Origin of the sequence: Streptomyces sp. NPDC085927 (genome assembly GCF_044540975.1) — a bacterium.
Taxonomy (GTDB): domain Bacteria; phylum Actinomycetota; class Actinomycetes; order Streptomycetales; family Streptomycetaceae; genus Streptomyces; species Streptomyces hirsutus.
Genome location: NZ_JBITSN010000007.1, coordinates 168045 through 193646 on the forward strand (window position 1 = coordinate 168045; position 25602 = coordinate 193646).

Sequence of the window (25602 nt, forward strand, 5' to 3'; positions counted from 1 at the left end):
CCCCTCGGACCATGTGCGGGGCAAGCCGAACAGCGCTCACCGCCTCAACAGGCCCACAGCGGCAACAGGCCCTCCGCCGCAGCGGGCCCTCCGCCACCATGGCCACACGACCGGAACGGGCACACAACCCGACGGGAACACGATAAGAATCCGGCCAATCACACAGCGCTACGTCCTCCCCGGGCCCCGGGCCCTCGCCGTGACCTCCCGCCCCTCTTCGGGCGACAATGGCGTAAACACCCTGCATCCTGCGCACATCGAACCGGAGGGCTCGCGCATCGGCCGGCGTGAACTGTGGGGTCGTGCGCGATCGCACAGGACGACGACGTGACAGGCGCCTGAAACGGTTTGCCGAACATGCGTAGGGTGCAGACAGCTCAACAGGAGGAGTGCGCCGGGACGCCGGGGCACGGGACGACGGGCGAAGGAGGGAGCCGGAGCGATGGGCGACCACAAAGAACAGCCGCTGCGCGTGGGCGCGGCCGTGCGGCGGCGACGCCGTGCGCTGGATCTCACGCTTGCCGTCGTGGCCCAGCGCAGCGGCCTGTCGGTCCCGTTCCTGAGCCAGATCGAGAACGAGCGCGCGCGCCCCAGCCGGAGTTCCCTGGAGAAGGTCGCCGACGCCCTGCGCACCACCGCCGTGGAACTCCTCGCCGCCGCCGACCCGGCGTGCAGTGTCGACGTCGTCCGCGGGGAGGGCGCCGAGCGGCTGCCGGAACCCCGCGTCCGGTCCCTGGTGCGGGGACATCACCAGATGCACGCCTCCGAGTTCACCGGCGACCACGACGCCGGGCGCGAATTCCAGTTCCGCAACGACCAGTTGATGTACGTGGCGGACGGCGCCGTGGAGATCGAGGCGGAGGGCCGCGCCTACCGCCTCGGCCGCGGCGACACCCTGTACCTCACCGGAGGCGTCCGGCACCGGTGGCGGGCCACGGTCCCGGAGACCCGGCTGATCGTCGTCGCCGTCGCCGAGCACATCGAGGCGGTCCGGGACAAGCCGCGCCGGTGACTTCCGTGCGGATCGTCTCCCTCGTCCCGTCGCTCACCGAGGCCGTGGCACTGTCCGCTCCCGGCGCCCTGGCCGGCGCCACGGACTGGTGCACGCACCCCGCCGGCCTGGACGTGGAGCGGATCGGCGGCACGAAGAACCCGAAGGTCCCCCTGATCACCGCCCTCGCCCCCGATCTGGTGATCGCCAACGAGGAGGAGAACCGCGCCCCCGACCTCGACGCCCTGCGCGCGGCGGGCCTCGAGGTGCTGGTGACGGAGGTACGGACGCTGCCCAAGGCCTTCGCCGAGCTGGCCAGGGTGCTCACGGCGTGCGGTGTGGTCACCCGGCCCCGGTGGCTGGACGAGGCCGAGGCCGCCTGGGACGCCGTGGCGGCCCCCGCGGCCCCCGCGGCCCGCCGGACCGCGGTCGTGCCGGTCTGGCGGCGGCCCTGGATGGTGCTGGGCCGCGACACCTTCGCCGGCGACCTGCTGTCCCGCCTCGGCGTCGACCACCTCTACGCGGAAAACCCGGAACGCTATCCCCGCGTACCCCTGGACGAGTTGCGCGCGGCGGCCCCGGACCTCGTCGTGCTGCCCGACGAGCCGTACCGCTTCACTGCCGACGACGGCCCGGACGCCTTCCCCGGGCTGCCCTGCGCCCTGGTCGGCGGCCGGCACCTCACCTGGTACGGGCCGTCGCTGGCCGAGGCGGCGGCGGTGCTGCCCCGGGCGCTGCGAGCGGCGGGCCGCCGGCAGCACCGGGCGACATAAGCTGGCGGGATGAGCACGCGGGACGACCATGCGGGACATCGGCCGGTGACCGCGGGGACCCTCGCCCACCGGGTGCCGGACCTCGGAGGGCTGGAGCTGCTGCTGGCGGTGGCGCGGGTCGGGAGCCTGGGCGGCGCGGCGCGCGAGCTGGGCATCACCCAGCCCGCCGCCAGCAGCCGGGTCCGGTCCATGGAACGGCAGCTCGGTGTGGCGCTGGTGGACCGCTCACCGCGCGGATCACGCCTGACCGACGCCGGAGCGCTGGTCACCGACTGGGCACGGCGGATCGTGGAGGCCGCGGAGGCCTTCGACGCCGGTGCGCAGGCACTGCGGGACCGCCGGGACTCACGGCTGCGGGTGGCGGCGAGCATGACGATCGCCGAGTATCTGCTGCCGGGCTGGCTGCTCGCGCTGCGCGCGCAGCGGCCGGACACGGCGGTGTCCCTGCTGGCCGGGAACTCCGCGACGGTCGCGCAGCGGCTGCTGGCGGACGAGGCGGACGTGGGTTTCGTGGAAGGGCTGACCGTGCCCACGGGCCTGGACTCCGCGGTGATCGCCCACGACCGGCTGATCGTGGTGACGGCGCCGTCCCACGCCTGGGCCCGGCGCCGGCGGCCGCTCGCCGCCGAGGAACTGGCGGCCACGTCGCTGATCCTGCGCGAGAAGGGCTCCGGCACCCGGCAGGTCCTGGACACCGCGCTGGGCGGCCTGGCCCGCCCGTTGATCGAACTGTCCTCCACGACCGCGGTGAAGGCGGCGGCGGTCAGCGGGGCGGGCCCGGCCGTCCTCAGCGAACTGGCCGTCGGGGAGGAGCTGGCGATGCGCCGCCTCATCCGCGTCCCCGTGGACGGCATCGCCCTGGCCCGCGAACTGCGCGCGGTCTGGCCGACCGGCCACCGCCCCACGGGCCCGGCCCGCGACCTGCTGACCCTGACCCGCGGCTGAGCACCTCGCACGCCGGTCGCCGGACCGCCGGGCCGGGGCGGCTCAGCTTGCCGCGGCCGCCCGGACCAGGTGGCGTACGACCCTCGGGTCCTCGCCCATCTCCGGGTGCCACTGCACGCCCAGCACCCACGCGGGGGAGAGGAGCTCGACCGCCTCGACCGTCCCGTCCTCCGCGTACGCCGACGGGATCAGGCCCTCGCCGAGGCGGTCCACCGCCTGGTGGTGGAAGGTCGGTACGGAGGTCTTCTCCGGGACGGCGCCGGCGTACCGGGTGCCCGGCACCGGCTCGACCGGGTGCCGGCCGACGACCCCCGGCTCCCCCCGGTGGCCGTCGAGGTGCTGGACGAGGGTGCCGCCCAGGGCGACGTTCAGCAGCTGCATGCCCCGGCAGATCCCGAGCAGCGGAACCCGGCGGTCCAGCGCCGCCCGGATCAGGGCGAGCTCCCAGGTGTCCCGGGCGCGGTCGGGCGGCCCGGTGCGCGGGTCGGGCTCGGCGCCGTAGCGGACCGGCTCCACGTCCGGGCCGCCCGCGACGACCAGCCCGTCGAGCCGGGCCACCGTCGTCGCGGCGTGCTCGGGCGCGTCCGGTGGGAGCATCACGGCCAGCCCGCCGGCCCGCTGCACCAGCCGCGGATACCCGACGGGCAGCAGCGCGGCGTCCATCCGCCACGCGCCCCACCGCACCCCGGACTCCTCGTACGTGCTGATGCCGATCAGCGGCCTGGCCGTCATGCCGTACTCCTCCGTCTCCGAGACCGGCCGAGTCCTGCTCGTCCGGTGTCTTCGCACCGCGTTTTCCGGTTCAGTCCCGGGACAGCTCCGCCTCGGCCGCCGCCAGCGCCGCGAACTCCTCCTCCGGCGCCTTCGCCACCAGATGCCTGCGGCTGTACAGACCGAAGTACGCCACGGCCACGACGTACACCGCCAGCGCGATGAACGCCGCCGTCACATCCACCAGGAAGGTCGCCACCAGCGCCGCGCAGGCGAGCACCAGCGCGACCGACGAGGTCAGCACCCCGCCCGGCGTACGGTACGGCCGGGGCAGCTCCGGTTCGCGGCGGCGCAGCACGATGTGCGACAGGGACATCAGCGCGTACGAGATGGTCGCGCCGAAGACGGCGACGTTCAGCATGCGCGCGCCGTTGCCCGTGCCGGCGGCCAGCGCGAAACCGATCGCGCCGGGCACCAGCAGCCCGAGGTACGGGGCCTTGCGACGGCTGGTGAGGGACAGGAACTTCGGCAGATAGCCGGCGCGGGACAGCGCGAACAGCTGGCGGGACCCGGCGTAGATCAGTGAGAAGAACGACGCCACCAGGCCGGCGAGCCCCGCGTAGTTCACGATCCGGCTGAGCGCCGTCGCCTCGCCGTCCGGCTGGAGCGCCTCCACCAGCGGGTTGCCCGCGTCCTGCACGGCGGCCGAACCACGCGCCCCGGCCGCGGCGAAGAAGGTGACCACGGCCAGCACCACGAGGATGCCCATGGACCAGCGGATCGCCTTCGGCAGTGTTCCGGCGGGATTCCTGGTCTCCTCGGCGGCGAGCGGTACGCCCTCGACGCCCAGGAAGAACCACATGCCGAACGGGAACGCCGCCCAGATGCCGAGCAGGCCCATCGGCAGCCAGGAGTTCGCGCCGAAGGCCGAGACGTCCACCGGGATGTCGTCGAGCGAGGACGCGTCGAACGAGGGCAGCGCGCCCAGCGCGAAGACGATCAGCGCGGCCACCGCGATCCCGGTGACGACGAAGCTGAACCGCAGCGCCTCGCCGACGCCCCAGAGATGGATGCCGATGAAGACCACGAAGCAGGCGAGGTAGACCGGCCAGCCGGACTCGAGGCCGAACAGACCCAGCGACTCGACGTAGTCACCGATGAAGATGGAGATCGCGGCGGGCGCGAGGACGTACTCGATCAGGATGGCGGTGCCGGTGAGGAACCCGCCCCAGGGACCGAGCGCCCGGCGGGCGAAGCCGTAGCCGCCGCCGGCGGTGGGCAGGATCGAGGACAGCTCGGCGAGTGCGAAGACCATGCAGATGTACATGGCGCCCATCAGCACCATGGCGATCGCCAGGCCCCCGAAGCCGCCCTCGGCCAGGCCGAAGTTCCAGCCCGAGTAGTCGCCTGACACGACGTACGCGACCCCGAGACCGGTCAGCAGCAGCCACCCGGCGCTGCCGCGACGCAGCTTCCTGCGGTCCAGATAGTCGTCCGGCACACCGCCGGGACCGTGGTCCGCACCCCCGGCCGGCGGCGAGACCGGGGAGGACGACGAAGAGGAGGACGACGAGGACGACGACGAGGGAGAGGACGGTGATGGCGGAAGGCTCACGGGGTGACTCCCCAGGGGGCGGCGGCGAGAAGCGGAAAATGGAGCGGATCCAGACCTTTGTGGGCCCATACCTTCCCGGCGCGGACGGCGGGACGCAAGACCCCCGCCCCGGAGCCCGCCCCGCCTCTCGCCCCGGGAGCCCCGCACCGGGCGGGTGGCACGGCCCCGCCGCCGGCACGTCACGCCAGGAAGCCCCGCAGCAGCGCCGCCGTCCCCGCGCAGTGCTCGCGCGCGATCTCCCGCGCCCCGTCGGCGTCCCCCTCCAGCACCGCCTCGACCAGCGCGGTGTGCTGCCGCTGCGAGTGCTCCAGGTTGCGCACCAGCAGGGGGATGCAGTCCAGCAGGTCGTTCACCGCCGCCCGGACGGCCGCGTACTGCGCGGTCAGCGTCGGCGAACCGGACAGCTCCGCCAGGGTGAGGTGGAACAGGGTGTCCAGGCGGCGGTACTCGGCCAGCGGGGCGTCACGCGTGCCCGCCAGTGCCCCCCGGAGCCGGTCCGCCCGCGCGTCCGGCAGGCCGTGCGCGGCGCACAGGCCCGCTGCGCCCACCTCCAGCACCTCCCGGAACCGCAGCACGTCCTCGATGTCGACCTCGGCGATCCGCCGCCGCAGCTCGGGCCCGCCCGCGTCCGTCGGCCGGGGCAGCACGAACGTGCCGCCGTACCGGCCGCGCCGGGACTCCACGAGACCCTGGTCCTGGAGCACCTTCAGCACCTCGCGCAGCGTCACCCGGCTGATCCCCAGCCGCTCCGCCAGTACCCGCTCGGCCGGCAGCCGCTCCCCGCCCGGGACCAGGCCCAGCCGCACCACCTGAAGGATCTGCTCCAGCGCCTCCTCGAAGCCGTTGCCCGCACGCACCGGCCGCAGCACCGGGGCGAGACCGTCCCCGACCGCGCCGGCCCCGCCCTTCGGCTCCACCGGCCTCCCCGACTTCTCCGAGTCCTCCGGCATACGGCCACGTCCCCTTCCCCTTCCCAAGCAATGGTCGTCCGCAATACCTTATGACTCCCGGCCGACCGAACCGAAGCCCGCAGCAGCCGCCCTCAGTCATCAGCGGCCGCATGCGGCCAGAAGTGCCAGAAGCAGCCCGAGGAGGCCCTTCCGTGGCAGACCCCACACCCCCGCTCGGTGTCGAGGAGCTGCACGCCCTCGTCGCGGGCGGTGAGATCGACACGGTCGTCCTGGCCTTCCCCGACATGCAGGGGCGACTCCAGGGCAAGCGGTTCGCCGCGCGCTTCTTCCTCGACGAGGTGCTCCGGCACGGCACCGAGGGCTGCAACTACCTGCTCGCCGTCGACGCCGACATGAACACCGTCGACGGCTACGCCATGTCCTCCTGGGAGAACGGCTACGGCGACTTCGCCATGTTCCCCGACCTCGACACGCTCCGCCGCGTGCCGTGGAACGAGGGCACCGCCCTGGTCGTCGCGGACCTGGCCTGGGCCGACGGCTCCCCGGTCGTCGCCGCCCCCCGCCAGATACTGCGCCGCCAGCTCGAGCGCCTGGCCGGACTCGGGTACACCGCCCAGGTCGGTACCGAGCTGGAGTTCATCGTCTTCCGGGACACCTACGAACAGGCCTGGGACGCCGGCTACCGCGGGCTCACCCCGGCCAACCAGTACAACGTCGACTACTCGGTGCTCGGCACCGGCCGGATCGAACCCCTGCTGCGCCGCATCCGCAACGAGATGGCCGCCGCCGGCCTCACCGTCGAGTCCGCCAAGGGCGAGTGCAACCCCGGCCAGCACGAGATCGCCTTCCGCTACGACGAGGCCCTGGTCACCTGCGACCAGCACGCCGTCTACAAGACCGGCGCCAAGGAGATCGCCGCCCAGGAGGGCGTGTCGATCACCTTCATGGCCAAGTACAACGAACGCGAGGGCAACTCCTGCCACATCCACCTCTCCCTCGCCACCCCCGACGGCACCAGCGCCATGCCGGGCTCGGCCCAGGACCCGGACGCCATGTCGGACGTCATGCGGCACTTCCTCGCCGGACAGCTCGTCGCGCTCCGTGAGTTCTCCCTGCTCTACGCCCCGCACATCAACTCCTACAAGCGGTTCCAGCCGGGCTCCTTCGCACCGACCGCCGTCGCCTGGGGGTACGACAACCGCACCTGTGCCCTGCGCGTCGTCGGCCACGGCCGCTCCCTGCGCTTCGAGAACCGGCTGCCCGGCGGCGACGTCAACCCGCATCTCGCCGTGGCGGGCATGGTCGCGGCCGGGCTGTACGGCGTCGAGCACGGGCTGCAACTGCCCGAGCCCTGCCGCGGCAACGCCTACGCCGCCGGCTTCGAGCACGTCCCGACGACCCTGCGGGAAGCCGCCGAGCTGTGGGAGAACAGCACCATCGCGAAGGCCGCCTTCGGCGACGAGGTCGTCGCGCACTACCGCAACATGGCGCGTGTCGAGGTGGACGCCTACGACGCCGCGGTCACCGACTGGGAGCTGCGCCGCTCCTTCGAACGCATGTGAGGCCCCCGTTGCCGCTGCCCGACGCCCTGCCCGACGAAATGCCTCCGCCCGACGAGCTGCGCGTCCTGAACCCCGCAACCGAAGAGGTCGTCGCCACCGTCCCCGCCGCCTCCGCGACCGACGTCGACGCCGCCGTCGCAGCGGCCGCACGGGCGCAGAGGACCTGGGCCGCCCTCGCCCCCGGCGACCGCGCCCGGCTGCTGCGCCGCTTCGCCACCGTCGTCGACGGGCACCTGGAGGAGCTGGCCCGCCTCGAGGTCCAAGAGGCCGGGCACACCCTCGGCAACGCGCGCTGGGAGGCCGGAAACGTCCGGGACCTGCTCGACTACGCCGCCGGGGGAGTGGAGCGGCTCACCGGCCGGCAGATCCCGGTCGCCGGCGGCCTGGACGTGACGTTCCTCGAACCACTCGGCGTCGTCGGCGTCATCGCGCCCTGGAACTTCCCGATGCCGATCGCGGCCTGGGGCGCGGCACCGGCCCTCGCGGCGGGCAACGCGGTCCTCCTCAAGCCCGCCGAGACGACCCCGCTCACCGCACTGCGCCTGGCCCGGCTAGCCCTGGAGGCGGACCTCCCCGAGGGCTTGTTCCAGGTGCTCCCCGGACACGGTCCGGTCGCGGGCGACGCGCTCGTCGGACACCCGGGCGTCTCCAAGATCGTGTTCACCGGGTCGACCGCCGTGGGCCGGCGGGTGGCGGCCCGGGGCGCGGCGCTCCTCAAGCCGGTCACCCTCGAACTCGGCGGAAAGAGCCCCAACATCGTCTTCGCCGACGCCGACCTGGAGGCCGCCGCGGCCGCCGCCCCGATGTCCTTCCTGGACAACGCCGGCCAGGACTGCTGCGCCCGTACCCGCATCCTCGTCCAGCGCTCGGCGTACGACCGCTTCCTCGGCCTCCTCGCCCCCGCGATCGAGTCCGTCCTGGTCGGCGACCCGGCCGACGAGCGGACCGACATGGGCCCGCTGATCTCCCGGACCCAGCTGGACCGCGTCCGCTCCTACGTTCCCGCCGGCGCCGACGGCATCCGGGGCAAGGCCCCCGAGGGCGGCCCCGGCTTCTGGTTCCCGCCCACCGTCCTCACCGGCGTCGACCCGTACGCGCGCGTGGCCGTCGAGGAGGTCTTCGGGCCCGTCGCCGTCGTCCTGCCCTTCGAGGACGAAGCCGACGCGATCCGCCTGGCCAACGCCACCGACTACGGCCTGTCCGGCTCGGTCTGGACCCGGGACGTGGGCCGCGCCCTGCGGGTCTCGGGGGCCGTCCGCGCCGGGAACCTGTCCGTCAACTCCCACTCCAGCGTCCGCTACGGGACCCCTTTCGGGGGGTTCAAGCAGTCCGGCCTCGGCCGCGAACTCGGCCCGGACGCCCTGGCCGCCTTCACCGAGACCAAGAACGTCTTCGTCAGCAACGTCCCGTCGAGCACGGAGGACTCCGCACAGTGAGCGAAGCGACCGAGGACATCATCTGCCGCCGCCTGGCCGGCCGGACCGCCGTCGTCACCGGAGCGGGCAGCGGCATCGGCCTCGCCGCCGCCCGCCGGCTGGCCTCCGAGGGCGCGCACGTCGTCTGCGGCGACGTGGACGAGACCCGGGGCAAGGCGGCGGCCGAGGAGATCGACGGGACCTTCGTCAAGGCCGACGTCACCGATCCCGAGCAGGTCGAAGCGCTGTTCAGGACGGCGTACGACACCTACGGCAGCGTCGACGTCGCCTTCAACAACGCCGGCATCTCCCCGCCCGACGACGACTCCATCCTGGAGACCGGACTCGACGCCTGGAAGCGCGTCCAGGAGGTCAACCTCACCTCCGTCTACCTGTGCTGCAAGGCCGCGATCCCCTACATGCGCCGTCAGGGCAAGGGCTCCATCATCAACACCGCGTCCTTCGTGGCCCGGATGGGCGCGGCCACCAGCCAGATCTCCTACACCGCCTCCAAGGGCGGCGTCCTCGCCATGTCCCGCGAACTCGGGGTGCAGTTCGCCCGCGAGGGCATCCGCGTCAACGCGCTCTGCCCCGGCCCGGTGAACACCCCGCTGCTGCGGGAACTGTTCGCCAAGGACCCGGAGCGCGCCGCACGCCGGCTCGTGCACATCCCGCTCGGCCGGTTCGCCGAGGCCGAGGAGATCGCCGCCGCCGTCGCCTTCCTGGCCAGCGACGACTCCTCCTTCGTCAACGCCACCGACTTCCTCGTGGACGGAGGCATCTCGGGGGCGTACGTCACACCGCTCTAGGGTCCCTACGGGCGGTCGCCCTACAGTGCCCGGATGAGCATGACGCCCGCACCCGGCTGGTACCCCGACCCGCACGCCCCCCACCTGGAACGCTGGTGGGACGGCACGGCCTGGACCGAACACCGGCGCACCCCCGGGGCCCCCGGCGGGCCGGTGCCGCCGCCCCCCGGCGGCTCCGGCAGCCGTACCCGGGTGATCGCCCTCGCCACGGCGGCGGCCGTGCTCGTCGCCGCGATCGTCACCGGCGCGGTGCTGCTGGGCGGCGACGGCGAACCGGAGGTCAGGACCGGCCCGACCACCGCGCCGTCCGCCCCCGCACCGGACGGCACCGGCCCCGCCCCGCCCCCCTCGGAGTCCGCGTCCGGGCCCTCCGCGGACGACCCGAACGTCGTCGAGGACCAGCTCAACGGGATCACCTTCCCGCTCCTCGACGGCTGGGTGCGGCCGGAGAACGTCAGCCAGGACGACGTCGTCATGACCACCCCCGGCACCCACGACTGCCCGGGCGAGGGCAGCGTCTGCCGCCACGGCCTCGTCATCTCCCGCACGGTGACCGCGACCGAGGAGACCTCGCCCGAGCTGCTCGCCGAGGAGGACGTCTCCGACGCGGCCGAGGACGCCTTCGAGGAGGACGCCCTCGACCAGAAGCCCTACGGCGGCATCGAGTCCCACGAGGTCGTGAAGTCCGGCCCGGTCGCGGTGGCGGGCCGCGCCGGGTACTTCGTCCGCTGGCAGGTGACGACCGGCGAGGGCCCCGGCGGGTACGTGCAGTCGCTGGTCTTCCCCTCCACCATCGGCACCGGGGCGCCGATCGTCGTCCGCTACGTCTTCGAGGCGGGCGAGGGCGCACCGCCCCCGGCCGACATGGACCGCATCACCCGGGGCATCCGCGCGGCCGGCGACGCGGACCCGGGCGGCGGCGTGGGCAACAGCGTCGGCCCCACCCCCTGACCCGCGCCGGACAGGCCTCAGGGCCGGTCCGGCAATTCCCGTCTGCCCCGCGGCGTCTGGCACGCACGCTCGCCGCGTTACCGAAACCCCCACGTGGCTCCGCCACGAGGGCGCTCCGGCGCCTTGCGACCGCACGCACCAGACGCCGCGGGGCCCGCCCTTCGGGCGGACGACGGGAATTGCCGGACAGGCCCTAAAGGAACGTCATGCCCTCGCCGCGGTACGTCGGTACGGTGTCCGTCACCGCGTCGCCCTCGATCAGCCGCAGTGCGTCGAACCGCTCGCACAGCTCGCCCGCCTTGGCGTGCCGGAACCACACCTTGTCGCCGATCAGCAGATCGTCGGCCGGCGGGCCCAGCAACGGCGTCTGCACCTCGCCGGCCCCCTCCTGGGGGTCGTAGCGCAGTCCCTCGGGCAGACAGGGCACCGGCAGCCGGTCGGTGCCGGCCGCGCCGGAGGCCGGATAACCACCGCCGAGCACCGTGACCACGCCCACGCCCGGCCGCCGTACGACGGGCAGGGCGAAGAGCGCCGCCGGACGCCCGGTGAACGACGTGTAGTTGTCGAACAGCCGCGGTACGTACAGCCCCGAACCCGCCGCGATCTCGGTGACCGCGTCCTCGCCGGCGGTGTACTGGACGCTGCCCGTACCGCCGCCGTTGACGAACTCCAGATCCGGCACGACCTCCCGCACCGCCCGCACCACCGCCGCCCGCCGCGCGGCGAGCTCCCGCCGGGCGGCGGCCTGCATCAGCCGCACGGCCCGGGACCGCAGCGGCTGCCCGGCCACCGCGTCGCCGACCCCCGCGACATGACCCTCGTACGCCATGATCCCCACGACCTCGAACCCGGGGCGCCGGGCCACCGCGCGGGCCACCTCGGCGACCTGCGCGGGGGAGTGGAGCGGGGACCGCCGGGCCCCGACCCGCACCCGGCCGCCGAGCAGCTTCAGCGAGGTGTCCAGCTCCAGGCAGACCCGCACCACCTCACCTCCGCCGGCACGCGCGGCGTCGATCAGGTCCAGCTGGGCCGGGTCGTCGACCATGACGGTGACGGCGGCGGCGAGTTTGGGATCGGCGGCCAGCTCGGCGTAACCGGAGCGGTCGGCGGAGGGGTAGGCGAGCAGGATGTCGTCGAAACCGGAACGGGCCAGCCACAGGGACTCGGCGAGGGTGAACGACATGATGCCCGCGAAGCCGTCCCTGGCGAGCACCCGTTCGAGCAGGGCGCGGCAGCGCACGGACTTGCTCGCCACCCGGACCGGCTTTCCGCCCGCACGGCGGAGCAGATCGTCCGCGTTGGCGTCGAAGGCGTCCAGATCCACGATCGCGAGCGGGGCGTCGAGATGGGCGGTGGCCTGTTCGTAACGGGCCCGGTCGGAGGCGCGCGCAGTCATGAACGCAGCCTGCCAGACGGGTCTTCCGAACGGGTAGGGGGATGTTCCGGGCAGATGCCGCGGGCCTGCGGACTGGTTCCCGTTCGGCCGGTGCCACGCCGTAGAGTGACGCGCACGCCCGGCGGCCCACGCCGGACGAAGGCCCGTGCCGGGATGACGCTCCTCCCGTGCGGGTATCTGTGCCCGGGACGACTTCGTACCGGGTCCGGCGGCAGACACCGGCCCGCGGCGAGGAAACGGTCCGGGCACGAGGAAACGGGGGGTGCATGAGCACGGAAGCGCGGCGCGCCTCCCACCCTCCGAGCCCCACGACCCCTCCTCCGCCGTCCGCGCCCCCGCGTCCGTCCCACCCGCCGGCCGGCGCGGACGAGGACCCCCGTGAGCCGGACCGACGGCAGCCGGACGCCGGCACCGGGCCGCGTCGGACGCCCGCTGCGACGCCCGCCGGCGGAGCGGCGAACGGCACCGCACCGGCGCAGCCCATGGGACGGACCTCCGGCGGAACCGGCGCGTTCGACGCGCGCCGCCCGGCCGCGGCGCCGTCCGCCGGCACGGACCGAGCGGAGGACGGTACGGGAGACACCCCCGCACCCGCTCCCTCCTCCCCGGTGTCTCCCTCCACACCCTCGTCCTCGGCATCGTCGCCGTCCCGGCCCCGCCTTCCGCGTTTCGGTGCCGATGAGCAGGGCGAATCGGCGGGTACGGGCAGCACGGCGCCGCCCCCGCCGAGGGCGTCCGCCCGCTTTCCGGACACCCCGCCGACCGTGGGCCGCGGGACACCGCCCCCGGGCACCCCGCCGAACGGCTCGGCCACCGTGCCACCGCAGCCCACGCACGGTCCCACCCGCACCGGACAGCAACGGCCCGTCGAGCAGCGCCCCACCGCAGGCCGCACGGACGACCGCGCGAACGCCCGCAGCACCGACGCGCGCCCCGAGACCCCGTCGGAGACGACGACCCGCCTGCGCCCGATCTCCGTACAGACGTCCGCACCGGTCCGGCCGGTCCGTCGGCCGGCCGTGCCGCCGCACCCCGGCACGCCGTCAGGACCGGAACGGGACGCCGCACCGCCGCCCCCGGCCGGGCCGCCCCGGCCGGCCGGACCGGCGCCGCGTCCCGCGCGGGACGACGCGTGGGTCCCGGCCGCGCGTCCGGGCGCCGACGAGCCGTACGACGCCGGGCGGGCCACAGCCGCGCACTCCGGTTCGGGCACCCCCGACCCCGCGTTCTCCTGGAGCGCTCCCATGGCGCCCGGCGGTGCCTCCGGCTCCGGCCGGCCGGTCGTGACGTTCGCACAGCCCGAGGGGTACGACGAGAACGCCCGGCCGCACCCGCTCGGACGGCGGGGCCGCTCCCAGGTCGTGGCCGCCGCGGTCTGTCTCGTCCTCGGCGTGGGACTGATCGGCGGTGCCGTCGCCGGGAGCTGGCTCGCCGGGGACTCCGGCGAGAAGGGGGACGGCAGTGCCTTCGCCGTCGCCGGAGGCATGTGGCACAACGTCCCCGTCGACGAACTGTTCCCGCCCACCGTCCAGGGCAAAGGCGCCGGCCCCGGCGACGCCGACCGCGTCTGGACCCGGATAGCCGTGGCCCCGGACAGCGACTGCGAGGACGCCTTCGACCCGCTGCTGCGCAAGCTGCTCGCCCCCCTCGGCTGCGAACGCCTCCTGCGCGCCACCTACACCGACGCCACCCAGAGCCATGTCACCACCGTCGGCCTGCTGTTCACCAAGGCCGACGCCGCCGGCATGGCCTCCCTCGCCGGCCGCTTCGACAAGGAACGCCTGGACCGCCGTACCGATCTGATACCCCGTCCGTACGCGGCGAAGGGCACCGCGGCCGCCGGCTTCGGCGCCGGGCAGCGTGCCGTCTGGGCGATCTCCGTCCTCACCGACGCCCCCGTCGTCGTCTACGCCGTGTCCGGCTGGGCCGACGGCCGCGGCGTCGGGACCCCGCTGCCCGCCGAGGACGCCATGGAGTCCGGCACCACCACCGCCCCCGCCCAGGCAGGCCTCGGCCACGAGGCGCGGGGTCTCGCCGACCGGGTCGAACGCGGCCTGCGCAAGAACGTCGGTACGACCACGGAGCAGCCGTCATGAGGCCCGCGACCGCCCGAACCGCCACCCTGAGCGTCCTGCTGGCCGCCGGCCTCGCCCTGCTCCCCGTCACCGCCGCCCACGCGGACAGCATCCGCGACCAGCAGTGGGGCCTGGACGCCCTGCACACCCAGGAGGTCTGGCGCACCACGCAGGGGGCGGGCGTCACCGTCGCCGTCCTGGACACCGGGGTCGACGCCGAGCACCCCGACCTCGCCGGCAACGTCCTGGCGGGAAAGGACCTGGTCGGCTTCGGAGCCGAAGCCGGAGACCGGCCCTGGGCCCGGCACGGCACCGCCATGGCCGGCATCATCGCGGGTCACGGACACGGCGCCGGGAACGCCGAAGGCGTCCTGGGCATCGCGCCCGAGGCGAAGATCCTCCCCGTCCGCGTGATCCTGGAGGACGGCGACCCCTCCCGCGCCAAGGCCCGCAGCACCCGTGGCAACGCCCTCGCCGAAGGCATCCGCTGGGCCGCCGACCACGGTGCCGACGTCATCAACCTCTCCCTCGGCGACGACTCCGCCTCCGCGCACCCCGAGTCCGGCGAGGACGAGGCCATCCAGTACGCCCTCCGCAAGGGCGTGGCCGTCGTCGCCTCCGCCGGCAACGGCGGCGAGAAGGGCGACCGCGTCTCCTACCCGGCCGCCTACCCGGGTGTCATCGCCGTCACCGCCGTCGACCGCTACGGCACCCGCGCCCCGTTCTCCACCCGGCGCTGGTACGCCACGGTCAGCGCCCCGGGGGTCGACGTGATCATCGCCGACCCCGACCGCAAGTACTACGAGGGCTGGGGCACCAGTGCCGCCGCCGCGTTCGTCTCCGGCGCCGTCGCCCTGATCAAGGCGGCCCACCCCGGGCTGACCCCGGCCCAGCTCAAGAGTCTCCTGGAGGACACCGCCCGCAACGCTCCCGCCGACGGCCGCGACGACTCCCGCGGCTTCGGCTTCGTCGACCCGGCCGCCGCCATCGAGGCCGCCGCGCGGCTGAAGCCCGAGGGCCTGAAGTCGGCGGCCCACGGCGAGCAGTACTTCGGCCCCGGCCCGGACACCGCCGAGTCCGACACCGAAACCGCCGACTGGGCCGCCCCCCTCGCGGGCGGCGCGGGGGGCGTCCTCCTGGTCGCCACGATCGTCCTGTGGCGCGGCCGCCGCTCCGCCCACGAGGACGCCTAGGAGCTTCCGTCCGGACCGGGCAGGATCACGGGATCAGGGGAATGGGGCCCGGTGCCGTGCAGCGGGGCACACCGGCCCCACCCGTACCGTGATGGCCCATCACCTCGGCTTCCCCCCCCCGTTCGGTCCGTCAGCCCGGACGGGCGCCGTCGGCCTCCCCCGGCGTGTTGAGCCGCCGACCCGGCTCCGGACACCGCGAGGCGTCTCCCGTGAACGCCGACACCGCCACCCGTGCCGCCGCCTCCACCAGTGCCACGCCCCGGGCCATCGTCGGGTTGCCGTCGGACAGCGCGGCCACCAGGAGGTCCCGGCCCCCGACCGTGACGCGGCCGATGCTGTTCACGACCCACAGCCCGGTCGCGTCGCGCGGCACCCAGCCGTTCTTCACCGCCCACGCCGCGCCGCCCGGCGGCAACGCGTCCGCCACCACCGGCACCTCCCACGACTGCTCCGGGACCACCCGCTCCATCAGCTGCCGTACGTACGCCCGCGAGGCCGCGGTCAGCTCCGAGTCCGCCGGAGCCCCGAACACCTGACGGAGCAGCAGAAGCTGGTCGGCGACCGTGGTCCGGGTCAGCCCCCACCGGGGGCCGTCGCCGCCCTCGGTGCCGGTCAGGCCCAAGCGGGCGTGTGCCGCGTCGAGACCGGCCGCCCGCCCGATCGAGCGCCACAGCGCGGACGCCGCGTCGTTGTCGCTGCGCTCGATCATCGCCGCGGCGCACGACCGTTCCTCACTGGTGAGCGCCCGTCCCGCGTCCTGCGCCTCCAGCAGCAGCGCCACCAGAATGCCGGCCTTCACGACGCTCGCCGTGACGAACGCCCGGTCGCCGTGGCGGACGCCCGCCCCCGACACCGGGTCGAACACCCCCACCGACACCTCGGCGCCGTCCGGCACCGCCACCCCTGCCATCGCCGCCGCCCACCGCGCGCCCCACCCGTCGGACCCCACCGGCACCTCCCGCTTCCCGCCGCTTGCGGTGGCCCCGCCCCCGCCCCCGCCTCCGCCCGCGTGCGAGCCTGCCACCCCGGGCCGATAGGGTCGACGACCGTGGCGAACAAGAACATTCCCGACCCCGGCTACCGTGACGACGACGGTTCCGCCGACCCCCGGCTGAGTGCGGCGCTCGCCGCCTGGGCCGAGGACGGCAACGCCGTCGCGCCGGTCCTCGACGCGCTCAAGGGCACCCGGCTGCTGGTCCCCGTCGTGGCCGTCCTCGGCGAGGTCGAGGAAGATGAGAACGGGCTGCGCCGGGAGAAGACCAGCGACATGGCCGTCCCCACCCTGAAGGCCGGCGACCGCACCGCGCTGCCCGCCTTCACCTCCACCGACTCGCTCGCCCGCTGGGACCCGGCGGCCCGCCCGGTCGCCGTACCGCTGCACCAGGCCCTGCAGGCCGCCGCGCACGAGAAGGCGGACACGGTCGTCCTCGACATGGCCGGCCCCGTGCCCTTCGAACTGACCGGCCCGCTGCTGCTCGCGCTCGCCGAGGGGCGTACGACGGCCGATCCGCTGGCCGACCCCCTGGTCGTCGAGGCCCTGCGCGCCGTCGTCGCCGCGGAGCCCGCCGTCCTGCGCGCCCACCTCGGTCCGGGACAGGCCGACGGCACCCTCGCCCTGGTCCTCGACCCCGCCGCCCCCGTAGCCGAGGCCGCCCGCGCCGTGGCACAGCGCCTGGCCGCCGACGAAACACTGAGGGCCCGCCTGGTGCGCGGCCTCGACCTGGCAGTACTGCCGGCCGGGGCGACGCCGCCGGGCGAGCCCTTCTACGTACGCGCGTGACCCGTACGCACCCGCACGACGGGGCCCGGACCACCGGGCCCCGGCACGCTCAGCCGTAGATCGCGCCGGTGTACTTCTCGCCCGGGCCCTGCCCCGGCTCGTCCTTGACGAGCGAGGCCTCACGGAACGCCAGCTGGAGCGACTTCAGGCCGTCGCGCAGCGGCGCCGCGTGGAAGGAGCTGATCTCGGTCGTGGACGCGTCCAGCAGACCGGCCAGCGCGTGCACCAGCTTGCGGGCCTCGTCCAGGTCCTTGTGCGCGTCGCCCTCCTCGGTCAGCCCGAGCTTCACGGCCGCGGCGCTCATCAGGTTGACGGCGACCGTCACGATCACCTCGACGGCCGGGACCTCGGCGATGTCACGGGCCATGGCGTCGAAGTCGGGGCTGTCGGCGGTCTCGGAGGTGTCCGAGGGGGAGGTCTCACTCATGCCCCACACGATAGGGCCCGGCGCGTGTCCCCTTGACAGCAGGAGGGGCGCCGGCGGGGGCGCGGTACAGGCGGTTAGCGCGCTCCCGCGGAAGCTGCTAACCTTGTGTAACGACCGGTCGGACCCGTCTGCCCACAGCATGCGTGCCCGGCCCACAAGTGGAGGCTTTCGAACTCCCACCTGATCGTCCTCCGGATGACAGGTCACCGGTCAGGCGGTGCCGCTCAGCGGTGATCCGCCCGAAAGTGCGCCCCGCGGTGACCGCGGCGGTGTTCCGGTAGTTCGAGGAGCCCCGCCTGTGATCGTCCGGGGCATTTTTGTTGCTTCGGCGCGGTCAGGTCTAACGAACACAGACGTTACGCGGCTGTCCGCCAGACCGTCGCGTGGTGCTATCGAGGAGGATCCATCAGCGCCGAGCCCCGCATCAACGACCGGATTCGCGTGCCCGAGGTGCGACTTGTCGGTCCCAGTGGCGAGCAGGTGGGCATTGTCCCGCTGGCCAAGGCACTGGAGCTTGCTCAGGAGTACGACCTGGACCTGGTCGAGGTCGCGGCGAACGCCCGCCCGCCCGTGTGCAAGCTCATGGACTACGGGAAGTTCAAGTACGAGTCGGCCATGAAGGCCCGTGAGGCGCGCAAGAACCAGGCGCACACGGTCATCAAGGAAATGAAGCTCCGGCCGAAGATCGACCCGCACGACTACGACACCAAGAAGGGTCACGTCGTCCGGTTCCTCAAGCAGGGCGACAAGGTCAAGATCACGATCATGTTCCGTGGTCGCGAGCAGTCCCGGCCCGAGCTGGGCTACCGACTGCTGCAGCGGCTCGCGGAGGACGTCCAGGACCTCGGGTTCATCGAGTCGAACCCGAAGCAGGACGGCCGGAACATGATCATGGTTCTCGGTCCGCACAAGAAGAAGACCGAGGCGATGGCCGAGGCCCGCCAGGCGCAGGAAGCCCGCAAGGCGGACGCGAAGGCCCACCCCGGCCGCTCGCAGAACGCCGCGGAGTCCGAGGAGTCGGCGGACGCCGAAGCACCGGCCGAAGCACCGGCCGAAGCACCGGCCGAAGCACCGGCCGAGGCTCCCGCCGACGTGTGACCGTATGACCTCGGGGCCCGCCGGCCCTCAGGACATAACCGAAACAAGTACGACGCTTCACCGTGCCCGGTTTTCGTGACCGGGCACCGGAGCGCCACCGACGAGGAGATAACGGCGCCATGCCGAAGAACAAGACGCACAGCGGTGCCAGCAAGCGCTTCAAGGTCACCGGCTCCGGCAAGGTGCTCCGCGAGCGTGCCGGCAAGCGCCACCTGCTCGAGCACAAGTCGTCCCGTGTGACGCGTCGCCTCACCGGCAACGCCGAGATGGCCCCGGGCGACGCCAAGAAGATCAAGAAGCTTCTCGGCAAGTGACGTTCCGGCGCTCCGGCGCCCCAGGCACGTCAGAACCGGGACCCAATCGATTTCGGGCCACGTGACCATCAACCGCGGCCCCGCTACAAGGAGTTAACAAGTGGCACGCGTCAAGCGGGCAGTCAACGCCCACAAGAAGCGCCGGGCGATCCTCGAGCAGGCCTCCGGCTACCGCGGTCAGCGTTCGCGCCTGTACCGCAAGGCCAAGGAGCAGGTCACCCACTCGCTGGTCTACAACTACAACGACCGCAAGAAGCGCAAGGGTGACTTCCGCCAGCTGTGGATCCAGCGCATCAATGCCGCTGCCCGCGCGAACGGCATCACGTACAACCGCTTCATCCAGGGTCTGAAGGCCGCGAACGTCGAGGTCGACCGTAAGATCCTGGCCGAGCTGGCCGTCAACGACGCCACCGCCTTCGCCGCGCTCGTCGAGGTCGCCCAGAAGGCGCTGCCGGCGGACGTGAACGCGCCCAAGGCCGCGTGACGCCGCGCCGGTCCTGAACCGGTGTGATCCAACGGACCCGCAGGCAGCGCCTGCGGGTCCGTAGTCTGTGCGGAAGCTTCCGTGGCACCGCGCGGGAGCCGCCGCGGAAGCCGAGAGCGAAAGTGAACCGAATGCCCCCCGCCACCCCCGAGTTGATCTCCTCCCGCTCGCCCCGCGTGTCCGCCGCGCGGCGGCTGGCCAAACGGAACTTCCGGGGCAAGGAGCGACTGTTCCTCGCCGAGGGGCCGCAGGCCGTACGGGAGGCCGCCGTTCACCGCGGCACCACCGCCCACCGCGGCGCCGGCGCCGCCACCCTCGTCGAACTGTTCGCCACCCCGGAGGCCGCCGAGCGGTACGCGGACATCATCGGCGCCGCCCGGGACGCCGGCGCCCGCATCCACCTCGCCGACGAACAGGTCGTCGCCGACATCTCCACCACCGTCACCCCGCAGGGCCTCGTCGGCGTGTGCCGCTTCCTCGACACTCCCTTCGAGGAGATCCTCGCCGCCCGCCCCCGGCTCGTCGCCGTCCTCGCCCACGTACGCGACCCCGGCAACGCCGGCACCGTCCTGCGGTGCGCCGACGCCGCCGGCGCCGAGGCCGTCGTCCTGACCGACGCCTCCGTCGACCTGTACAACCCCAAGGCCGTACGCGCCTCCGTCGGATCGCTGTTCCACCTGCCCGTGGCCATGGGCGTCCCCGTCGAGCGCGCCGTGGCAGCCCTGAGGGACACCGGCGTACGGGTGCTCGCCGCGGACGGCGCCGGCGACCGCGACCTCGACGACGAACTCGACCACGGCACCATGGGCGGGCCCACCGCCTGGGTCTTCGGCAACGAGGCATGGGGACTTCCCGAGGAGACCCGGGCCCTCACCGACGCCGTCGTCCGTGTCCCGATCCACGGAAAGGCCGAAAGTCTGAACCTCGCCACCGCCGCCGCCGTATGTCTCTACGCGTCGGCGCGTGCACAGCGCGCCGACGGAGGGTGCCGCTCCGTCACCGAGAGCTAGTAAGGTGACCTGCCCGGGGACCCTCCCCCAGCTCTCGGCCGTACCCCAGGCACTCCGGCTCCGGCCGGACCGGGGCATCCCGCCCGAGCGCGGGGCACCCCGAGGGAGTACGGAGAGGTGGGATACGGGGATGACCGTCGGCACGAGCAGCGCACCGGGAGCACCTCGGGCGGCGCGCCCGCCCGCCCCCCGGTCCGCCGGCCCCGCCGAACTCGGCATCGATCCCGATCAGCTGCCCGACGGCCTCGTCGTCGCCGACGAGCACGGCAGGGTGATCTGCTTCAACGCCGCCGCCGCCCGCATCACCGCCGTCCCCGCCGAGCGCGCCCTCGGCCGACGGCTCGACGCGGCCCTGCCGTTGGAGGACCTGGAAGGCCGGCGCTGGTGGCAGCTCACCGATCCCTACGGCGGCCTCGCCATCCGTGTGAGCCAGCCCGAGCGCAACCTGCTGCTGCCCGGAGGACGGGAGGTCCTCGTCTCCGCGCGCTACGTCCGCACCCGGCCCACCGGGCCGGTCCACCGCGTCGTCGTGTCGCTGCGCGACACCGAGGCCCGGCGCCGCACCGAACGCAGCCACGCCGAACTGATCGCCATCGTCGCCCACGAACTGCGCTCCCCGCTCACCTCCGTCAAGGGCTTCACCGCCACCCTGCTCGCCAAGTGGGAGAGGTTCACCGACGAGCAGAAACAGCTGATGCTGGAGACCGTCGACGCCGACGCCGACCGGGTCACCCGGCTCATCGCCGAACTCCTCGACATCTCCCGCATCGACTCCGGGCGCCTCGAGCTGCGCCGCCAGCCCGTCGACATCGGAGCCGCCGTCGGACGGCACATCCAGGCGTACGTCGCCGCCGGCCAGCCCGCCGACCGGTTCCTGCTGCGGATCCAGCACCCCCTGCCCGACCTGTGGGCCGACCCCGACAAGGTCGACCAGGTACTGAGCAACCTGCTGGAAAATGCGGTGCGCCACGGCGAGGGAACCGTCACCATCGACATCACGCCCTCGGCGTCCCCCCGAGACCGGGAGAACGGCGAGCACGCGGCCACGTCGGTCACCGTGAGCGACGAGGGCCCCGGCATCCCGGAGGAGTCCATGAACCGCGTCTTCACCCGCTTCTGGCGGGGCAGCAAGCGCGGCGGCACCGGCCTCGGGCTGTACATCGTCAAGGGTATCGTCGAGGCCCACGGCGGCACCATCACGGTCGGCCGCGCCCCCGGTGGCGGCGCGGAACTCCGATTTACGTTGCCCGTGGCGGCCCCCGCGTATCTCAGCTAGCGCGCACCCGGGGCCCCACGGGCGCATTCGCGGTCCCTCACCCCGTTAGACTCGGCCTCTGGCACCTTTGTGTCCCACAGACGGAGACGCTTCGGCCACGAGCCGGTGACGGGGACCATCAGCCAGCCAATCGGAAGTACGGGAAGAGATGTCGGCACCCAATAAGTCGTACGACCCTGTCGAGGTCGAGGCGTTGAAACCGGAAGAGATCGAGCGCATGCGGGACGAGGCGCTCGCCGCCTTCGCCGCCGCGGACTCCCTCGACGCACTCCACGAGGCCAAGATCGCCCACACCGGCCCCGCCTCGCCGCTGGCCCTCGCCAACCGCGAGATCGGCGCCCTGCCCCCGCACGCCAAGGCCGACGCGGGCAAGCGCGTGGGCCAGGCGCGCGGTGCCGTGAACAAGGCCCTCGCCGGCCGCCAGAGCGAACTGGAGGCCGAGCGGGACGCCCGGGTCCTGGTGGAGGAGGCGGTCGACGTCACCCTGCCCCACGACCGCGTACCGTCCGGCGCCCGGCACCCGCTGACCACACTGTCCGAGCGCATCGAGGACATCTTCGTGGCCATGGGCTACGAGGTCGCCGAGGGCCCCCAGGTCGAGGCCGAGTGGTTCAACTTCGACGCCCTCAACATCGGCCCGGACCACCCGGCCCGCGGCGAGGCCGACACCTTCTTCGTGCAGGGCCCCCAGGGCGGCACCGAGTCCGGCGTCGTGCTGCGCACCCACACCTCGCCCGTGCAGATCCGCTCCCTGCTCGGCCGCGAGCTGCCGGTCTACGTGATCTGTCCCGGCCGCGTCTACCGCACCGACGAACTGGACGCGACCCACACCCCCGTCTTCCACCAGGTGGAACTCCTCGCCGTCGACGAGGGCCTCACCATGGCGGACCTCAAGGGCACCCTGGACCACATGGTGCAGTCGCTGTTCGGCGAGGGCATGAAGACCAGGCTGCGGCCGAACTTCTTCCCCTTCACCGAGCCGAGCGCCGAGATGGACATGCTCTGCTACGTCTGCAAGGGCGAGTCCGTCGGCAACCCCGACCGCCCCTGCCGCACCTGCTCGTCCGAGGGCTGGATCGAGCTCGGCGGCTGCGGCATGGTCAACCCGCGGGTGCTGACCGCCTGCGGCGTCGACCCGGAGAAGTACAGCGGCTTCGCCTTCGGGTTCGGCATCGAGCGGATGCTGATGTTCCGCCACAACGTCGAGGACATGCGAGACATGGTCGAGGGTGACGTCCGGTTCACCCGGCCGTTCGGGATGGAGATCTGATGCGGGTCCCGCTTTCTTGGCTGCGGGAGTACGTCGACCTGCCGGCGACTCAGACCGGACGCGACGTCCAGGCCAAGCTCATTTCGGCCGGCCTCGAGGTCGAGACCGTCGAACACCTCGGTGCCGACCTCAAGGGTCCCCTGGTCGTCGGCCGGGTGCTGACCATCGAGGAGCTGGAGGGCTTCAAGAAGCCGATCCGCTTCTGCACCGTCGACGTCGGCCGGGCCAACGGCACCGGTGAGCCCCAGGAGATCGTCTGCGGCGCCCGCAACTTCGCGGTCGGCGACAAGGTCGTCGTGGTGCTCCCCGGCGCGGTCCTGCCCGGCGGGTTCGCGATCGCCGCCCGCAAGACCTACGGCAAGGTCTCGCACGGCATGATCTGCTCCAGCGACGAGCTGGGCATGGGCGACGACGGCACCAAGGGCATCATCGTGCTGCCGCCCGAGACCGAGGTCGGCAAGGACGCCGTCGAGCTGCTGGAACTGGTCGACGAGGTCCTCGACATCGCCGTCACCCCGGACCGCGGCTACTGCCTGTCGATGCGCGGAGTGGCCCGCGAGACCGCCACCGCCTACGGGCTGCCGCTGCGCGACCCGGCCCTGCTCGACGTCCCCGGCCCGAACGCCTACGGCTACCCGGTCGAGGTCTCCGACCCCGTCGGCTGCGACCGCTTCACCGCCCGCACGGTGACCGGACTCAGCCCCGACGCCCGCTCCCCGATCTGGCTCACCCGCCGGCTGCAGAAGGCCGGCATGCGCCCGGTCTCCCTGGCCGTCGACGTCACCAACTACGTGATGCTGGAGCTCGGCCAGCCGCTGCACGCCTACGACCGCTCCCTGGTCCAGGGCACCATCGGCGTGCGCCGGGCCGAGCAGGGCGAGAAGCTCACCACTCTCGACGGGGTGCAGCGCACGCTCGACGCCGAGGACCTGGTGATCACCGACGAGCGCGGCCCGATCGGGCTCGCCGGTGTCATGGGGGGCGCCGACACCGAGATCGCCGACCACGACCTCGGCCAGGCGACCTCCGAGGTCGTCGTCGAGGCCGCGCACTTCGACCCGGTGTCCGTCGCCCGTACGGCCCGCCGGCACAAGCTGTCCTCCGAGGCGTCCCGGCGCTTCGAGCGCGGCGTCGACCCGCAGGCCGCCGCCGCTGCCGCGCAGCGCACCGTCGACCTGCTGGTGCTGCTCGCCGGCGGTACCGCCGAGGCCGGGGTCACCGAGTTCGCCGCCCCGTCCGCGCCGCACACCCTCACCATCCCGGCCGACCACCCCGACAAGGTCGCGGGCGTCACCTACGGCCGGGAGACCGTCGTACGCCGCCTCCAGCAGGTCGGCTGCGACGTCATGGGAAACACTGCCGCGTGGAACGCGTCGTCGGGGGGTGGTGGCCGGGAGACGGGCGGGAAGGACGAGCTGATCGTCACCGTGCCGTCCTGGCGGCCCGACCTCACCGACCCGAACGACCTGGCCGAAGAGGTCATCCGGCTCGAGGGCTACGAGAACCTGCCCGTCTCCCTGCCCCGGCCGCCCGCCGGACGCGGGCTGACCTCCCGGCAGCGGCTGCACCGCCGGATCGGCCGGGCCCTGGCCGGCGCCGGATACGTCGAGGCGCCGAACTACCCGTTCATCGGCGAGCAGATCTTCGACCAGCTCGGCCTCGACGCCGACGACCCGGCCCGCCGGGTGGTGAAGCTGACCAACCCGCTCAACGACGAGGAGCCCGCGCTGCGCACCTCGCTGCTGCCGGGCCTGCTCGGCGCGCTGCGGCGCAACGACGGACGCGGCAGCCACGACGTCGCGCTGTTCGAGACCGGCCTGGTCTTCAAGCCGCGCGAGGAGCAGCGGGCCGCCGTCCGCCTGCCCGTGGACCGGCGGCCCACCGACGAGGAACTCGCCGGGCTCGACGCGGCGCTCCCGGACCAGCCGCGGCACGTCGCCGCCGTTCTGGCCGGGGCCCGCGAACAGGCCGGCTGGTGGGGGGCGGGCCGCCCGGCCGACTGGGCCGACGCGGTCGAGGCCGCCCGTACCGTCGCCGCCGAGGCGGGCGCCGAACTCGTCGTCCGCCAGGGCCGGTACGGCCCGTGGCACCCGGGCCGCTGCGCCGAACTGGCGGTCACCGTCGACGGCACCGAGCGCGTCGTCGGCCACGCGGGTGAGCTGCACCCGCGCGTGGTGAAGAACCTGGGCCTGCCCGCGCGCACCTGCGCGATGGAGCTCGACCTGGACGCCCTGGAGCAGGCCGGCGAAGGCACCCCGCAGGCGCCGGGCATCTCCACCTTCCCGGTCGCCACGCAGGATGTCGCCCTGGTCGTCGACGGCTCCGTGCCGGCCGCGGACGTCGAGGCGGCCCTGCGCGAGGGCGCCGGTGAACTGCTGGAGTCCATCCGCCTGTTCGACGTGTACGAGAACGCCGAACAGCTGGGCGAGGGCCGCAAGTCCCTGGCGTACGCGCTGCGGTTCCGCGCGCCCGACCGCACACTGACGGTCGACGAGGCGTCCGCCGCCCGCGAATCGGCGGTCGCCCTCGCGGGCGAGCGCACCGGGGCGACCCTCAGGGGCTGACGTCCTTCGGGCCCCGAGGACTCCTCGGGGCC

General features: G+C 73.6%; 23 protein-coding genes. 17 read left to right on the top strand and 6 right to left on the bottom strand.

Translation table 11 applies throughout. The features are described from left to right. Positions 1-442 precede the first annotated feature (442 nt). From ACIF80_RS20400 to ACIF80_RS20410, 3 genes are read left to right on the top strand one after another with little or no spacing between them, the layout of a single operon-like run. Positions 443-1012 (top strand): helix-turn-helix domain-containing protein, encoded by a 570-nt coding sequence (locus ACIF80_RS20400; RefSeq protein ID WP_399806413.1) that lies wholly within the window; start codon positions 443-445, stop codon positions 1010-1012. 5 nt (positions 1013-1017) lie between these two features. Beyond that, positions 1018-1764 (top strand): helical backbone metal receptor, encoded by a 747-nt coding sequence (locus ACIF80_RS20405; RefSeq protein ID WP_399806869.1) that lies wholly within the window; start codon positions 1018-1020, stop codon positions 1762-1764. Positions 1765-1773: 9 nt separating this feature from the next. After that, positions 1774-2709 (top strand): LysR family transcriptional regulator, encoded by a 936-nt coding sequence (locus ACIF80_RS20410; RefSeq protein WP_055628791.1) that lies wholly within the window; start codon positions 1774-1776, stop codon positions 2707-2709. A 42-nt stretch (positions 2710-2751) separates the two neighbouring features. Here ACIF80_RS20410 and ACIF80_RS20415 read toward each other — a convergent pair whose 3' ends face one another. The 3 genes from ACIF80_RS20415 to ACIF80_RS20425 all read right to left on the bottom strand — a co-directional run bounded on the left by ACIF80_RS20415 (position 2752) and on the right by ACIF80_RS20425 (position 5985). Next, positions 2752-3441 (bottom strand): gamma-glutamyl-gamma-aminobutyrate hydrolase family protein, encoded by a 690-nt coding sequence (locus ACIF80_RS20415; protein WP_399806414.1) that lies wholly within the window; start codon positions 3439-3441, stop codon positions 2752-2754. Positions 3442-3511: 70 nt separating this feature from the next. Continuing rightward, a complete protein-coding gene (eat, locus tag ACIF80_RS20420) occupies positions 3512-5104 on the bottom strand; it encodes an ethanolamine permease (protein WP_399806415.1) in 1593 nt (530 codons plus the stop codon). A gap of 110 nt (positions 5105-5214) precedes the next feature. Beyond that, positions 5215-5985: a FadR/GntR family transcriptional regulator gene (locus tag ACIF80_RS20425; protein ID WP_399806417.1), complete on the bottom strand. Its 771-nt coding sequence runs from the start codon at positions 5983-5985 to the stop codon at positions 5215-5217. A gap of 152 nt (positions 5986-6137) precedes the next feature. Between ACIF80_RS20425 and ACIF80_RS20430 the strand changes: the two genes are divergently transcribed. Genes ACIF80_RS20430 through ACIF80_RS20445 form a run of 4 tightly spaced genes read left to right on the top strand, consistent with a single transcriptional unit; the run spans position 6138 to position 10683 of the window. Further along, complete coding sequence (locus ACIF80_RS20430; RefSeq protein WP_399806419.1) at positions 6138-7508, top strand: glutamine synthetase family protein; 1371 nt, start codon at positions 6138-6140, stop codon at positions 7506-7508. A gap of 38 nt (positions 7509-7546) precedes the next feature. Further along, positions 7547-8944, top strand: a complete 1398-nt coding sequence (locus tag ACIF80_RS20435; RefSeq protein ID WP_399806870.1) for an aldehyde dehydrogenase family protein — start codon at positions 7547-7549, stop codon at positions 8942-8944. After that, positions 8941-9732 (top strand): 3-oxoacyl-ACP reductase, encoded by a 792-nt coding sequence (locus ACIF80_RS20440; protein WP_399806421.1) that lies wholly within the window; start codon positions 8941-8943, stop codon positions 9730-9732. Before ACIF80_RS20435 ends, ACIF80_RS20440 begins: the two co-directional genes overlap by 4 nt. A gap of 39 nt (positions 9733-9771) precedes the next feature. Next, a complete protein-coding gene (locus ACIF80_RS20445; RefSeq protein WP_399806872.1) occupies positions 9772-10683 on the top strand; it encodes a DUF2510 domain-containing protein in 912 nt (303 codons plus the stop codon). A gap of 193 nt (positions 10684-10876) precedes the next feature. Here the strand turns inward: ACIF80_RS20445 and ACIF80_RS20450 are convergent, their stop codons facing one another. Next, positions 10877-12079 carry an amino acid deaminase/aldolase gene (locus ACIF80_RS20450; protein WP_399806423.1) on the bottom strand — a complete coding sequence of 401 codons (1203 nt, stop codon included), beginning with the start codon at positions 12077-12079 and terminating at the stop codon, positions 10877-10879. 764 nt (positions 12080-12843) lie between these two features. On the opposite strand from ACIF80_RS20450, the gene ACIF80_RS20455 reads away from it, so the two are divergent. Further along, the gene (locus tag ACIF80_RS20455) at positions 12844-14175 is read left to right on the top strand and encodes a hypothetical protein (protein WP_399806425.1); all 1332 of its coding nucleotides are present in this window, start codon (positions 12844-12846) and stop codon (positions 14173-14175) included. After that, the gene (gene mycP / locus ACIF80_RS20460; RefSeq protein ID WP_399806427.1) at positions 14172-15347 is read left to right on the top strand and encodes a type VII secretion-associated serine protease mycosin; all 1176 of its coding nucleotides are present in this window, start codon (positions 14172-14174) and stop codon (positions 15345-15347) included. The genes ACIF80_RS20455 and mycP overlap by 4 nt, the downstream gene beginning before the upstream one ends. 130 nt (positions 15348-15477) lie before the next feature. On the opposite strand, the gene ACIF80_RS20465 is transcribed toward mycP, so the two are convergent. Further along, on the bottom strand, positions 15478-16296 hold the full coding sequence (locus ACIF80_RS20465; protein WP_399806429.1) for a serine hydrolase: 819 nt from the start codon (positions 16294-16296) through the stop codon (positions 15478-15480). 99 nt (positions 16297-16395) lie between these two features. Between ACIF80_RS20465 and ACIF80_RS20470 the strand changes: the two genes are divergently transcribed. Beyond that, a complete protein-coding gene (locus tag ACIF80_RS20470; RefSeq protein ID WP_399806431.1) occupies positions 16396-17127 on the top strand; it encodes an SseB family protein in 732 nt (243 codons plus the stop codon). A gap of 49 nt (positions 17128-17176) precedes the next feature. On the opposite strand, the gene ACIF80_RS20475 is transcribed toward ACIF80_RS20470, so the two are convergent. Continuing rightward, positions 17177-17554: a DUF1844 domain-containing protein gene (locus ACIF80_RS20475; RefSeq protein WP_399806433.1), complete on the bottom strand. Its 378-nt coding sequence runs from the start codon at positions 17552-17554 to the stop codon at positions 17177-17179. Between the two features lie 405 nt (positions 17555-17959). On the opposite strand from ACIF80_RS20475, the gene infC reads away from it, so the two are divergent. The 7 genes from infC to pheT all read left to right on the top strand — a co-directional run bounded on the left by infC (position 17960) and on the right by pheT (position 25570). Beyond that, positions 17960-18652, top strand: coding sequence for a translation initiation factor IF-3 (infC, locus tag ACIF80_RS20480; RefSeq protein WP_399806875.1), 693 nt, complete (start codon positions 17960-17962; stop codon positions 18650-18652). 119 nt (positions 18653-18771) lie between these two features. Next, a complete protein-coding gene (gene rpmI, locus ACIF80_RS20485) occupies positions 18772-18966 on the top strand; it encodes a 50S ribosomal protein L35 (RefSeq protein WP_055574739.1) in 195 nt (64 codons plus the stop codon). A gap of 100 nt (positions 18967-19066) precedes the next feature. Further along, a complete protein-coding gene (gene rplT, locus ACIF80_RS20490) occupies positions 19067-19450 on the top strand; it encodes a 50S ribosomal protein L20 (protein WP_004933571.1) in 384 nt (127 codons plus the stop codon). Positions 19451-19581: 131 nt separating this feature from the next. Then, the gene (locus ACIF80_RS20495; RefSeq protein WP_399806435.1) at positions 19582-20460 is read left to right on the top strand and encodes a TrmH family RNA methyltransferase; all 879 of its coding nucleotides are present in this window, start codon (positions 19582-19584) and stop codon (positions 20458-20460) included. 130 nt (positions 20461-20590) lie between these two features. Further along, a complete protein-coding gene (locus ACIF80_RS20500) occupies positions 20591-21736 on the top strand; it encodes an ATP-binding protein (protein WP_399806437.1) in 1146 nt (381 codons plus the stop codon). A gap of 148 nt (positions 21737-21884) precedes the next feature. After that, entirely contained in the window at positions 21885-23006 is a 1122-nt protein-coding gene (pheS, locus tag ACIF80_RS20505) for a phenylalanine--tRNA ligase subunit alpha (RefSeq protein ID WP_399806439.1), read from the top strand. Next, on the top strand, positions 23006-25570 hold the full coding sequence (gene pheT, locus ACIF80_RS20510) for a phenylalanine--tRNA ligase subunit beta (RefSeq protein WP_399806441.1): 2565 nt from the start codon (positions 23006-23008) through the stop codon (positions 25568-25570). The genes pheS and pheT overlap by 1 nt, the downstream gene beginning before the upstream one ends. Positions 25571-25602: the final 32 nt, after the last annotated feature.

Excerpts from the sequence above, each read along its gene's own strand:
- eat (WP_399806415.1), bottom strand. The coding sequence starts at position 5,104 with ATGGGCCCACAAAGGTCTGGATCCGCTCCATTTTCCGCTTCTCGCCGC.
- ACIF80_RS20400 (WP_399806413.1), top strand. The coding sequence starts at position 443 with ATGGGCGACCACAAAGAACAGCCGCTGCGCGTGGGCGCGGCCGTGCGG.
- ACIF80_RS20435 (WP_399806870.1), top strand. The coding sequence starts at position 7,547 with ATGCCTCCGCCCGACGAGCTGCGCGTCCTGAACCCCGCAACCGAAGAG.
- pheT (WP_399806441.1), top strand. The coding sequence starts at position 23,006 with ATGCGGGTCCCGCTTTCTTGGCTGCGGGAGTACGTCGACCTGCCGGCG.
- ACIF80_RS20425 (WP_399806417.1), bottom strand. The coding sequence starts at position 5,985 with ATGCCGGAGGACTCGGAGAAGTCGGGGAGGCCGGTGGAGCCGAAGGGC.
- ACIF80_RS20445 (WP_399806872.1), top strand. The coding sequence starts at position 9,772 with ATGACGCCCGCACCCGGCTGGTACCCCGACCCGCACGCCCCCCACCTG.
- ACIF80_RS20495 (WP_399806435.1), top strand. The coding sequence starts at position 19,582 with ATGCCCCCCGCCACCCCCGAGTTGATCTCCTCCCGCTCGCCCCGCGTG.
- ACIF80_RS20415 (WP_399806414.1), bottom strand. The coding sequence starts at position 3,441 with ATGACGGCCAGGCCGCTGATCGGCATCAGCACGTACGAGGAGTCCGGG.
- ACIF80_RS20410 (WP_055628791.1), top strand. The coding sequence starts at position 1,774 with ATGAGCACGCGGGACGACCATGCGGGACATCGGCCGGTGACCGCGGGG.
- rpmI (WP_055574739.1), top strand. The coding sequence starts at position 18,772 with ATGCCGAAGAACAAGACGCACAGCGGTGCCAGCAAGCGCTTCAAGGTC.
- mycP (WP_399806427.1), top strand. The coding sequence starts at position 14,172 with ATGAGGCCCGCGACCGCCCGAACCGCCACCCTGAGCGTCCTGCTGGCC.
- ACIF80_RS20475 (WP_399806433.1), bottom strand. The coding sequence starts at position 17,554 with ATGAGTGAGACCTCCCCCTCGGACACCTCCGAGACCGCCGACAGCCCC.
- ACIF80_RS20500 (WP_399806437.1), top strand. The coding sequence starts at position 20,591 with ATGACCGTCGGCACGAGCAGCGCACCGGGAGCACCTCGGGCGGCGCGC.
- ACIF80_RS20450 (WP_399806423.1), bottom strand. The coding sequence starts at position 12,079 with ATGACTGCGCGCGCCTCCGACCGGGCCCGTTACGAACAGGCCACCGCC.
- pheS (WP_399806439.1), top strand. The coding sequence starts at position 21,885 with ATGTCGGCACCCAATAAGTCGTACGACCCTGTCGAGGTCGAGGCGTTG.